General features: G+C 58.3%; 13 protein-coding genes. 3 read left to right on the top strand and 10 right to left on the bottom strand.

Going from position 1 to position 11805, the window contains the following annotated elements; genetic code table 11:
* Positions 1-133 precede the first annotated feature (133 nt).
* Positions 134-625, top strand: coding sequence for a hypothetical protein (locus E4021_RS11575; protein ID WP_136459519.1), 492 nt, complete (start codon positions 134-136; stop codon positions 623-625).
* Positions 626-667: 42 nt separating this feature from the next.
* The gene (locus E4021_RS11570) at positions 668-1531 is read left to right on the top strand and encodes a class I SAM-dependent methyltransferase (protein WP_136459518.1); all 864 of its coding nucleotides are present in this window, start codon (positions 668-670) and stop codon (positions 1529-1531) included.
* Here E4021_RS11570 and E4021_RS11565 read toward each other — a convergent pair.
* From E4021_RS11565 to E4021_RS11535, 7 genes are all read right to left on the bottom strand, one after another.
* Positions 1506-2816 carry a lipopolysaccharide biosynthesis protein gene (locus E4021_RS11565; RefSeq protein WP_136459517.1) on the bottom strand — a complete coding sequence of 437 codons (1311 nt, stop codon included), beginning with the start codon at positions 2814-2816 and terminating at the stop codon, positions 1506-1508. The two genes, E4021_RS11570 and E4021_RS11565, sit on opposite strands and share 26 nt — an antisense overlap.
* Complete coding sequence (locus E4021_RS11560; RefSeq protein ID WP_136459516.1) at positions 2806-4140, bottom strand: saccharopine dehydrogenase family protein; 1335 nt, start codon at positions 4138-4140, stop codon at positions 2806-2808. Before E4021_RS11560 ends, E4021_RS11565 begins: the two co-directional genes overlap by 11 nt.
* A 509-nt stretch (positions 4141-4649) precedes the next feature.
* Entirely contained in the window at positions 4650-5414 is a 765-nt protein-coding gene (locus E4021_RS11555) for a zinc ribbon domain-containing protein (protein WP_136459515.1), read from the bottom strand.
* Between the two features lie 32 nt (positions 5415-5446).
* Positions 5447-6241, bottom strand: coding sequence for a Nif3-like dinuclear metal center hexameric protein (locus tag E4021_RS11550; RefSeq protein ID WP_136459514.1), 795 nt, complete (start codon positions 6239-6241; stop codon positions 5447-5449).
* 45 nt (positions 6242-6286) lie between these two features.
* On the bottom strand, positions 6287-6772 hold the full coding sequence (gene rfaE2 / locus E4021_RS11545) for a D-glycero-beta-D-manno-heptose 1-phosphate adenylyltransferase (protein ID WP_136459513.1): 486 nt from the start codon (positions 6770-6772) through the stop codon (positions 6287-6289).
* 133 nt (positions 6773-6905) lie between these two features.
* Entirely contained in the window at positions 6906-7382 is a 477-nt protein-coding gene (locus E4021_RS11540; RefSeq protein ID WP_136459512.1) for a hypothetical protein, read from the bottom strand.
* Positions 7369-8313: a D-2-hydroxyacid dehydrogenase gene (locus tag E4021_RS11535; RefSeq protein ID WP_136459511.1), complete on the bottom strand. Its 945-nt coding sequence runs from the start codon at positions 8311-8313 to the stop codon at positions 7369-7371. The genes E4021_RS11540 and E4021_RS11535 overlap by 14 nt, the downstream gene beginning before the upstream one ends.
* Positions 8314-8846: 533 nt before the next feature.
* Between E4021_RS11535 and E4021_RS11530 the strand changes: the two genes are divergently transcribed.
* Positions 8847-9422, top strand: a complete 576-nt coding sequence (locus E4021_RS11530; protein WP_136459510.1) for a CvpA family protein — start codon at positions 8847-8849, stop codon at positions 9420-9422.
* 67 nt (positions 9423-9489) lie between these two features.
* On the opposite strand, the gene E4021_RS11525 is transcribed toward E4021_RS11530, so the two are convergent.
* The 3 genes from E4021_RS11525 to holA form a co-directional block, all read right to left on the bottom strand.
* Positions 9490-9870 carry a four helix bundle protein gene (locus E4021_RS11525; protein ID WP_136459509.1) on the bottom strand — a complete coding sequence of 127 codons (381 nt, stop codon included), beginning with the start codon at positions 9868-9870 and terminating at the stop codon, positions 9490-9492.
* Between the two features lie 239 nt (positions 9871-10109).
* Positions 10110-10493, bottom strand: coding sequence for a hypothetical protein (locus E4021_RS11520; protein ID WP_136459508.1), 384 nt, complete (start codon positions 10491-10493; stop codon positions 10110-10112).
* 130 nt (positions 10494-10623) lie between these two features.
* Positions 10624-11664 carry a DNA polymerase III subunit delta gene (gene holA / locus E4021_RS11515; protein ID WP_136459507.1) on the bottom strand — a complete coding sequence of 347 codons (1041 nt, stop codon included), beginning with the start codon at positions 11662-11664 and terminating at the stop codon, positions 10624-10626.
* Positions 11665-11805: the final 141 nt, after the last annotated feature.

The raw sequence follows: 11805 nt of genomic DNA, 5'->3' as shown, positions 1-11805 counted from the left end.
CTGCGATTGATGCGCCGAGTGGGAGGCCTCCAGGCACAATTTCTTCCCCGGCGCACTATATAGTTTGCCTATTCGTCTTTTAGGATTTGCCTCGGTGTCCGCAGCTGATTACTTTCAGGGCAATCATTACCGTATGTCGGAATTCACCTATCGCCCCGATGCCGCGCTGCGGGCCATCCTGCTGGAACTCGCCGTCATCGCCCTCTTCTCCTGGATTGTTTGGGATAGCGATGAGGGCTTGGGAGATTTCCTGGCAATTTTCCCCGGCTTTGCCTGTCTACTGTTGATTGTTCGTTTTGGCTATTTATTCAACAATTGTCTGGTCTTGCAAGGCGGTGCCCTCACGCTGCGCCGCAGTATCGGTCCGAATCAACGGGTCCCCTTCTCGGGCATTCGGCGGTACCGGATTGGAGAATTTCGGGGACAGGTAGCGCACCGCTACCGGCAAATGGTCATTTTCCACGATGGCGGGAAGCTTACCGTCAACGTCTCGGACCTGGAGGACGAAGCCGGCTTCATCCGCGCCCTCGAAGCAAGACTCGACGGCAGGGCCACCCGTCTGGCGGATCCCGACGACGGAAATCTCTCCTTCCTGGAACGGGTAGCCGACCGGATAATGCGATAGATGCGTCTCCCGCTTCGGTCGTCCAGACCGTAGCTTTGGGTCATGTTCGACCTGATCCGGATACTTCGCCCCCTGCCCGATCCCCCGGCAGCCTACCGCACGCCGGAAGGGGTCTACAATCTGTTACCAAGGAGCGAGAAGCCGGCCAATTACGTGGAACATTATCAGCGGGACGCGCAGGAATTCGACTACTTCGCCGCGCCCCCCGACCCCGCTACCCGTCACGAAAACCAGCGCCTGCACGAGGTCATCCTCCGGCACCTGCCGGCCGCCGCCCGCGTAGTTCTCGACGTCGGTTGTGGCAGCGCCTGGGTTGCCCGCGAACTGCTGGGTCGAAAGGACGCCGTCATCAGTTTCGACCTCGCGCTCCGCAACACCACCGAAGCCCTGCGTCTCTATCCGGCTCCCAGCCACTTCGCGGTGACCGGCGACGTTCTTGCCCTTCCCTTTCAGGACAATTCCGTCGATGCCATCATCTCTTCGGAAGTCATCGAGCACGTACCGGAGGTGACTCCCTATCTGGAGAACCTCATTCGCGTCGTCAGACCCGGCGGAACCATAATCCTTTCGACGCCCTACAACGAGACCATCCAGTATTCCCTCTGCGTGCATTGCAACCGCCCTACCCCACTGCACGCCCACCTGCACAGCTTCAACGAAGCCCGGGTAATATCCCTCCTCGATCCGCAGCCCGACATCCGGTTCCGTATGGAAAAGTTCTCCAATAAAGCCCTGCTCTACCTGCGCACCCACCGGTTGCTGCGCCATTTTCCGCACCGACTGTGGCGCACCGTCGACCGCTTCGCCAACTGGATCGTGGACAAACCCGCCCGCCTGGTCATCGTTATCGAGAAATTGGAGCATCAGCCTTCTACCCCCCCTACACCATCCAGTAGTAAGCCATGAACAAGGCCAGCAGGTAAACCCCATACCACCGCAGATCGGCGTACGACCGCCAAGGCGTCCCCGTGCGGTAGCGCAGGTAGAGTACCAGACAAAGCTCGTGGAAGTAGCTGGCGATCACCGTCGCCCAGATGATGCCCTGCAGTCCGAACCGGGGCGCCAGCGCCAGGGAGAGTGCCACGTTCACCAACAATTCCGCCAGGCCCCAGAGGTAGATGCGGTTCGTCTCTTTCAGGGCGGTGAGCACCGTCATGGCAAATACCAGGCGGCATCCCACCACCAGAAGGTAGGTGCGGAAGATGGGCAGACTTTCGGCGAAGACCGGGGTAAAGATCAGCGTCCACCACCAGTGTGCGGTCAGCATCATGACCAGACTGAGGGCAAATACGTAGTGGAACAATTGGCGCGACTGCCGGCGCAACAGGTCCAGTCCGGCCGCTCCGTCGCGGGCAATGAGCGGTATAGCCACCACCGTCATCCCGCTGATGAGGGCGGCCAGCAAGGGGAGTTCCCGCACGCCGTATCGGAACACGGCGAATACGTCCTCGTCGCCCCCCGACCAGTAGTTCACGATCCAGGGATCCACCGCGCTCACCAGGGCGGCCACGGAAGCGTAGGCTACCAGCGGACGACTCTGTCGGAGCCACTCGGTCATTTCGGAGGAGTAGGAAGAAGAGGGCGCGGCCGCAGGTGCAGGGGGAGGTACCAATACCCATAGCAGCAGGAGCAGCGCCTTGGCACCCGCGAAACCCGCCAACCAGCGCATGGCGTAGAGCATTTCGTGGCCCAGGTACAGCGGCAACAGCAGGGAGAGGAGCAGGCCCAGGGCATTGGCCACGGAATAGAACGTCAGCCACCCTACCCGACCGGAGAGCAGCAGCGCCTGCTCGAAGCAGTAGCCCGGCCAGCGGCTGAACAGCAGCAGGAAGAAAAGCGGCCAGCCCAGCGGGGCACCGTCCAGTTGCAACAGGCGAAACAGGGGACCGTGGAATACTGCCGCCAAGACCAACAGCACGGCCGAGAAAAGTGCCGTGGTCCCGACCGCCCACCGGGCGAAAAGGGCCGCGCGTCCGTTGGCGAGGACGCCCATGCGTACCAGGAAGCCCTGCAGCAGACCGGTGGTCCAGCCGAAACCGAGCACGAATCCGAGGAAGAGTAAGGTCTCCCATTGCCCGATGACGCTTCGCGGTACGCCCAGGCGGGGCAGGAGCAGGGCGATAAGGATGTAGGCACCCTGGCGGGCGGCCTGGTTGAACTGACCGGCCCTGACGAGTGTGCTAGAGGTCAACCGTATGGTGGGTAAATTCCATTCCGTAGTCCTTCATCTCCTCCAGCACCGGCTCGTACACTTCGCGCATGGTCGGGATGTGTACGCCGGTGGCGTGGATCTTGCCCTGGCTCATCAGTCGTACGAATATGCCCAGGGGAAGTCCGACCAGGCGAGCCATAGCCGTATCCTGTGCGTTCTCGCCCTTCATCACGAGGTTGGAGACGTCACGCTTGATCTTACCGTCGATCCGGTAGTCGATCTGGTGCTGCATGACGATGAGGTCTTTGTCCTCGGGCTGTAGTTTCCACTTGTCGAGGAGCAGGTTTTCCAGGATGAGGGCCGGGGTGGCGTCCTTCAGTTTGATGCGCTTCTTGCGGAACAGGCCGAGCCAGGTCAGGCGCTTCATGACCTCCCCTTTGGGCTCGAGTTTCAGCATGCTGGCGATGCGGTCCTTTACCGAACCGGGGCCGCTGGGTGCCAGGGCCTCCATGAGTTCATGGTAGGTGATGTTCTCGCTGTCGAGGATCGGGAAATCGCCGTCGGTCATGCCGATGCGTACCAGCGCATTCCAGGCCGCGCAGTAACCCGGATAGCGAAGGGTGCCGCGCAGGATGGTAGGAATGTTTTGCAGCCCGTACTGCTCGCGATAGAGGAGGCTGTCGCGGTTAGCGTAGGCTTCGAATTTGCCGATGCCGGGCACTTCGACGTCCCAGGTATTGCCGAATAGGCGGTAGTAGGGCAGGTACTTCAGTTTCCCGTCTTCGAGGTACTGCGCGGTGCCTTGTCCGGCCAACACCACGTTGCGGGGGTTCCAGGTGAATTTGTAGCCCCAGGGGTTGTCGTTGCTTTCGGGGGAGATGAGTCCGCCAGTGAACGACCGGAAAGCCGTCACTTCGCCGCCCATGCCCCGGATGGCGTTGATACGCTGCATGGCCGACATGTGGTCGATGCCGGGGTCGAGGCCCATCTCACCCATGAAGATCAGTTCCCGATTGCGGGCTTCGTCGCCCAGCCGGTACAGTTCCTGACTGACGTAGCTGGCGGTTACCAGGTGCTTTTTGAGCCGGATACAATCCTGGGCCACCTCAATATGCAAATGGGCGGGCAAAAGCGACACTACGATGTCCGACCGGCCGATCAGCTCCCGGCGGTCGTTGGTTTTGGTAACGTCGAGCCAGGCGGTGGTCCCGCGGGGGTGGTTGTTCACCTTGGCGGCGGCGGCGGCGGGGTCGGCATCGGCTACGGTCACGTTCCACCCCAGTGCCTCGCTGTTGTTCAGGGCATATTTAATGAGCGCGCTGGAGGATCGGCCGGCACCGATGATCAGGATTCTGGAGGACATGTGGTAAAGGTAGGTTAGTACGGCAGTACTGTAGAACGGTAGTTTGGCAGTATCTCAGTACAATAGTAGGTCAGTGCTTCAATAAGGTAGTGCAATAGTTGAACGGGACAATAGTACGGCAATCTGGTTCCACCGTGGTACCGTTTCCCACCCAGTACCGTTGGGGTTACACCGTCGATTTCACAAAAAAGAGCTAGCTGCCGGGTTTGCGGTGCTTCAGCCAGGGAGGGTAGCCGCGTGTTGGAACCATTAGCCACTCACACGGCTGCAGGATCAGTGAATATTGTGTCGCTGTCGTGCCCTTTATCACGACTATTCTTTGCCCTGGCCCAGGGTTGCCTCACCAAAGAACAGTACGGGCAGTAGGTCCGGGGCGCGGAAGAGGTGGGCAAACGGCTTGCCTATGTGCTGCAGTGACCGGAACCGTTCATCCCAAAAGGGATCACCCGGCCTGCCAAGCAAACCGGGTGATCCCTATCGCACTTCCGTGCTATTCCGTGGCGGTACTACTAAGATTCCACAGCTTCTTCTTCAAGGATGTTGCCGTCGACCAGTACGCGGCTGCAGTGTTCGCAGGCCATAAGGCGTTTGCGCTGGCTGATCTCGAGTTGCTGCTGGGGCGGGATGGCGTTGAAGCATCCGCCGCAGGCGTTGCGCTCCACGGTCACTACGGCCAGTCCGTTGCGGAAGTTGGCACGGGTCTTGTCGTAGGCACGCAGCAGGCGGTCTTCGATGAGCTTGCGCTGCTTGTCGGAGAGGCGGCGCAGTTTCTTCTCTTCCTTTTCGGTCTTGGCGATGATGCTCTTCAGCTCTTCCTGCTTCACTTCGAGCAGTTTGAGCTTGGCGTCGCGCCGTTCCTTGGTGGCATCCAGGGTAGCTACGCGACCTTCCAGGTCTTCGCTGGCGGTCTTGGCTTTCTTCTGGCTGAGCTGGATCTCGAGCCGCTGCATTTCGGTCTCCTTCATCAGGGCCTCGTACTCGCGGTTGTTCTTGACGTTGTTCATCTGCTCCTCGTAGCGGGTGATGAGCATGTCCGACTCGTTCATGTTCGCCTCGTGGCGGCTGATCTCGGTGCGGAGCTCGTCAACGATACCTTCGGTACGGCTGATGCGCGTCTCCAGTCCGGCGATCTCGTCTTCCAGGTCGCTCACCTCCATGGGGAGTTCTCCTTTGAGGATCTCGATCTCGTCGATCTGGGAGTCAATGAGTTGCAGGCGATACAGTTCGCGCATTTTTTCTTCGACCGTCAGTTCGGTGGGGGCAGCAGCAGCCATGCAGTGTAGCTTTAAAGATGTTAGAGGGTACCTTACCCTACGTAATAGCGCACCGGATTGGTGTTCCGCTCCGTGGAAAGGACCGCAAAGGTAGTAAATTCTTTAGTTAACAACTCCGCAAGTAATTGAGTTGTAAACTGTTCGCTTTCGTAGTGCCCGATGTCGCATATGACGATATCCCCCTCAGCGTCAAAGAACTCGTGATACTTGTAGTCGGCCGTCACGAAGGCCTGGGCACCCGCCGCCTTCGCATCGGCCAGCAGGAAGCCCCCCGCCCCGCCCGCTACGGCTACGGTACGGACCTCTTTACCGGTCAGGGGCGTGTGGCGCACGACCGTGGCGTGCATCCGCTCGTGAAGTAACGCCAGGAAGTCGCCCTCGGACAGGGGCTGGGGCAGTTCGCCCACCATGCCGGAGCCCACCTCCCCGGTTTCGTCCTTGGCCCGCAGAAGCCGGAGCCTTTGCAGTCCGAGCCGCTGCGCGATACGCTCATTGACGCCACGGAAGCGCACGTTGTCCAGGTTGGTGTGGATGGCGTAGATCGCGATGCCGCGGCGGATGGCCTGGATGACCGTCCGTTCCACGTAGTTGGCCCCGTTGAGGCGCTTCAGTCCGCGGAACACGATGGGGTGATGGGCCACCACGACATTGCACCCGCGCGCCGCCGCCTCCTCGATGATTTCTTCGGTACAGTCCAGGCTCGTAAGCACACCGGTCACCTCGGTAGCGGGGTCTCCCACGATCAGTCCGGCATTGTCGTAGCTCTCCTGCAGGTGCCCGGGGGCGATCCGTTCCAGGTAGTCGGTGACTTCCTTGATGGTGGTCATGTCGCGTTGGTTTTCCTTTGCGCCAGAGCGCAGGTGCAAGGTACCCTAACGGATGCTTTCCAGCAGCGCGGTGGTGGAGTGCCCGGCGACGAAGGGCAGGACTTCTACTTTGCCACCCCAACTGCGAACCTCGGGGGCACCCACCATTGTCGCCTCGGTGTAGTCGCCGCCCTTCACGAGCACGTCGGGCCGCAGGGCCTTGATCAGTTCCAGGGGAGTATCCTCGTCGAAGGAAATCACACCGTCGACGAAGGCCAGACTGGCCAGCAGTTGCATACGCGCTTCCAGGGGCATGACGGGGCGGGAATCGCCCTTCAGCCGGCGCACGCTTTCGTCGCTGTTCACGCCCACGATGAGGCGCCGTCCGAGTCCGGCCGCCTGCGCCAGGTAGGTCAGGTGCCCGGGGTGGACCAGGTCGAAGACGCCGTTGGTGAATACGGTCCGGTGACTGTAACAGCGCCAACCGCAGCGGCGGCGACTGAGCTCGGGGAGCGGGAGGATCTTGTCGTAGACCAGTTCGAGTGGCGTCATGGCGAATATTCGCTGAAAAAATGCGGTAACCCGATCAAGCTACAAGGAAAAGTGATCGAAACAACCCATTGCCGGAACAAATCGTAAATCACCGGGGGCACATGTCCGCCTAACTGCCTAATTAACACACCCTTTACCGCCGCACGCCGGCCCGGTAGCGTACCCAGGCATTGTAAATCAGCCGAAAGGGAGTGACCGCCGCCGCGACGATCGCCCACACCCCGAAAAAGCGGAATTCAGCGTGGATGTAGCTGTCTATGGTATTGGCCACCTCCTGCTCGAGTCCGCCCAGCAGCACGTCCGGTCCCTGCTCATCGAAGTAAATGATGAAGCTGTTGAAGGCTTGCACCATATAGAAGATGAGGGGGATCAGTAGCATCGCCACCGCGGCCTGAATGATCAGCCGGTCGCGCAACCAACTCACGTGAAGCAGAAAGAGGTAGCGCGTGAGGGTGATGGCCACCACCACGTAGATGAAATTCGGGACGTAGAAGGGGTAGTTAGGCAGCGTGCTGGAGATCGGCAGCACGACCAGTCCGGCCAGCACCAGGGCGAAGGCCCACCAGGCGAGTTCGAATACTGCCGTAGCGGTGCTCCTACTGCTTACCAAAATGGTCTCGGATCTTTTCGAAGAGCTCAACGCCGATGTTGTCCTGCGCCTCTGCGGTAGCGGCGCCAATGTGGGGAGTAACACTTACGCGGGGGTGCTCCAGGAGGTCGCGGCGGGGATTGGGCTCGTCGACGAACACGTCGAGGGCGGCTCCGGCTACCTTGCCGCTGTTGAGGGCTTCGAGCAGGGCGTCTTCGTTGATGACGCCGCCCCGGCTGGTGTTGGCGATGATGACGCCGTCCTTCATGCGGGCGATCTCTTCGGCACCCATAAGGTCGCCGCCGGGTACGTTGATGGTGATGTAGTCGGCCTGGCTGATGGCTTCGTCGAGGGATACCATGTCGAAATTGAAGTCGATGCTCCGTCCGTCGGCGAAATCAAGTTTGACGGTTTCCTTTTCCTTGTAGGGGTCGACCGGCACCACTTTCATGCCGAGTCCGAGGGCGATACGCCCGATGGCGATGCCGATGCGTCCGAATCCGACCACCACGAGGGTACGGCCACGCAGTTGCTGACCTTCGGAATAGGCTTTTTTGAGCTTGTTGAAGTTACCGTCGGGCCGGGTCAGTTCGCGGTTCGAGCGGTGCAGGAAGCGGCTGAGGGCAAAGAAGTGGGCGAATACGAGTTCGGCCACGGCCTGGCTGGAGGCGGCGGGGGTATTGTAGGTGGGGATGCCCTTGCTTTCGGCGTATTCGTGGTCGATGTTGTCGATACCCACGCCGCCGCGGAGGATGGCCTTCAGGTTGGGGGTGGCGTCGATAAGCTCCTTGCGTACCTCGGTGGCGCTGCGCACGATGATGGCGTCGTAATCGTTGAGGCGGGTCATGAGTTCGTCTTGGGGGATCTTGGTCGTATCCACCGAGAAGCCGGCTTCTTCCAGGAGTTGCTTGCCGTTGTCGGCGATGCCGTCGTTTGCTAAGATGCGAATCATAGTGCAGAAATTTTGCGCAAAGATAGAAGGATTGTGGTGGTGGGTCTTTGGGTTGGTAGGTTGCTGGTTTTTTGAGTTGGCGCTGCGTTTGCCCTGGCGCTTCGCTCGGGGAGTGCGGCTTGTCACCTCCGGACGCAGCGGTTAAAGCCCGTAATTCCTATTTGGGCAGCTACCACAAATGACCATCATAGCCGGGAACCTGGGGATAACAGATCACTTTCACTCCACGCTTAGCGGGATACTGAGTGGCCTGTGGAATGCTCATGGAATGATCGCTTACTCTTATCGAGTCTACACGTCAGTTACCCCCGGATAACGCGGTCCCGCACTCATACCGGTAGGGCGAGGTGCAGAGGCGAACCAGGCGCTGTAGCCTCCGAGAAGAGCGAGGGACGAATGCCAGACTTCACACCCAACAACTCAAAAACTCCACAACGAGATGACACCCGCCCGGGCAAAGCGAGGGACGAAAGCCAGACGGCAAACCCAACACCTCACCAACGCAGCAACCCAATCCCCCTTATCTTTACAAAATGGTCATCGACATCGTCTGCCTCATATTTCTGGCTTACGGCTTCTGGGTAGGATACAGCCGCGGGATCATTTCCACGGTGCTTAGCCTGGTGAGTTACATCTTTGGCGTACTGGCGGCGATGAAGTTCGGTCCCATTGCGGCGGAGATGATCTTCGATGCTTTCCCGGCGGTGACGAGCGCGGGGGCGTTCATTCTGGGGGTGGTGTTGCTGTTTTTCCTGACGCTGGTGCTGTTCCGAATCCTGGCGCGTGGACTGACCGGTGTACTGGAATCCGTTAACATCAACTTTATCAACCAGATCCTGGGCGGCGTGCTTTCCGGACTGTTTTTTACGTTCATTTTTTCCGGTTTGGTCTATTTCGGCGACCGCAGCCACATCATCAGCGACGAGGTACGGGCCGACAGTATCACCTACCCCGTGCTGGCCCAACTCCCGGACCTGGTCATCGAAAACGCGAAGGCCATCTTCCCGATTTTCTACGATTTCTACGAACAAGCCGTGGACGCCATGGACCGGTTGCGCGACGGGGTGGATAAACGTGAGAGCGACAGCATTTTTGATCTGGAGGAGTGAAGAGTAGTTCTGTAGGCAGTTAGTTCTTTAGGCGGGTAGGGCTTTAGGCTATTGGTTCTTTAGGCTGTTAGGATTTCCCGGGAAGGAATTTTTCGGGGTTGCGTTGCATGAAGGACAATAGTTTTCCGACTTCTTCCGCGTCTGCGGTTAAACGCTGGTGAGTAGCCTGGTTGATGTAGCCACAGTCAAGGGCAAAGTCGAGCCACACCTGCGTCTCAAAGTTTTCCCCGGCAGAATCGGTGAGCTTGGCATGGAAGTGTTTGGGGTAGCAGCGCTTCGCATAGGCCTCACCCAGGTTGGCACAAACCGATCGACTGCTCCGCCTGATTTGATCGGTGAGGCTGTATCGCTCCTCTCTAGGAAAGGCTGCCGAGTGATGCAGGATGGATGTGGATAGCGACCGGGCCTTGCGGTATGCGGCCCATTCCTTGAAACGGGAAAATGCCATAGTAGAAGACTTTCCCTAAAGGTCTGGTCCAGTCTCCCTTATAATCGATACTTAAACGAATATAATCGAATATATACGGCTATATACGGTTCGGCGAGTTGTTCAACCTATCTCGTATAGCTGGGTTTTCCTCAGCTATTCATTACGGAAGTGGAGGAAGGTAATGCCCTGATCTGCGACTTGCACTAAGTAAAGGAGGCGCACCATCCTCCAAAGGAAAGCCACCGCACTAAGGACCTTCACCACAAGTTAAATGCCCGCAGTGCGAGCACGACAACGGGAATAGCAATCGCATAGATCAGCGCCAATCGGTAAACCAGGCTATGATATTTTGATAATACACGAGTGGGAAATTGCATGTAGGCCACGGCCCCCATTATGAGTGGAGCACCAAGCACGAGGTAAGCAGCCCCGAATGATGCCAGGGCCGACCACTTCCAGAATAACGCCGTCAGCAGAACCAGAAGCACACCTCCGTAGCTCGCAAAAACCAGGAGCAGAGAACGGACAGGAGGACAAGAAGTATGCTCCTTTTTCATCCTCTTCAACATGATCAAATACGCCAGTACTCCCCCTGCCGGAACAAAAACATGTATCCCCATCCAAAGCAGAATGTTGATCATCGCAATTATTCAATTCATTAAGGAGGCCCTTCCCAGAATGATCAGATATCCTAAAGAACTATCAGCCTCACCGCCAAAAGAACTAATGGCCTAAAGAACTACCCACCTAAAGAACTAATGGCCTAAAGAACTAACGGACTAAACCACCTAAGAGACTAACATTCATCATTTTCCAAACCATCTCCTTCAGCAACTCACTCTCCCCCTTGCCTGCCAGGTTACTGCCTACCCCTTTGCTTTTGAGGTCGTATTCGCGCAGCAGGGCGAAGACTGCGTACAGGTCGTGCAGACTGAAGTTTCGGGCCGTGCGCTCGTAGTCCGCCAGAAAGAAGTCGAAGCGTAAGCCGAGGGCCTTCATGATCTCCTGCCGGCTCTCACGTTTGCGTTGCAGTTCCTTGAGCAGAAAGACCTTGCTGAAGTAGTTGTACAGGCTACCGGTGACCATGGGCAGTGGGGCGGCCTTGGGGTTGCCGCGGAAGTATTGCAGGATACGCGCGGCTTTCATTTGATCGTGGTGACCTATGGCCCGCTGGAGCTCGAAGACGTTGTAGTCCTTACTTACGCCTACCTGGTCCTCTACGATCTGGGTGGTCACTTCGGTGCCCTTGGGCAGATTGAGCAGGAGTTTGTCCAGTTCGTTCGTGATCTTGCCCAGACTCGTGCCGAGAAACTCCGCCAGCAGGTTGCTCGCCTCTGGCTCGATCTTGTACTTGCGTTCGCGGAGGTAGCCCGAGATCCAGGCCGGCACCTTGTTGTCGTACAGCCCCTTTGACTCGAAGACCACCCCGTTCTTCTTGATGTGCTTCGTTACCGCCAGGTTGCCGTTCAGCTTTTTGTGCTTGTGACTGATGACCAGCACGGTGGTCGGTGCCGGATGCTCAGCGTAGCGCGCCAGTTCCTTGATGTCGCGCATGTCCTGGGCTTCCCGCAGCAGGATCAACTGCCGCTCGGCCATCATCGGGAAGCGACGGGCCGCATCGACCACCTGCAGGTGATCGGTATCCTTTCCGTAAAGGATCGTCTGATTGAAGGCCCGCTCGTGCTCCTGCAACGCGTGCTGCTCAATGGCTTCCTCGAGCTGATCGATGAAGTAGGGCTCCTCCCCGTGTAGAAGATAGATCGGTTTAAAATCCTTACCCTTGATCGCCTTCAGCAGTGCGGAAAAGTCCATGAAATGGGGAATCGATTGGAAAAACACAAAGGTACATAAAGCGATACCCAGCTACCCGGCTTTAAGATTGCAAACGGCACCAGCGCTCCGCCGCCAAACAAAAAACCAAACCACCTCCCTCCGCCCCTGAAAGGGACGCCC

Origin of the sequence: Neolewinella litorea (assembly GCF_004803465.1) — a bacterium.
Taxonomy (GTDB): domain Bacteria; phylum Bacteroidota; class Bacteroidia; order Chitinophagales; family Saprospiraceae; genus Neolewinella; species Neolewinella litorea.
The sequence above is the reverse complement of the archived record's forward strand: the minus strand, read 5'-3'. Positions and strand labels throughout refer to the sequence as shown.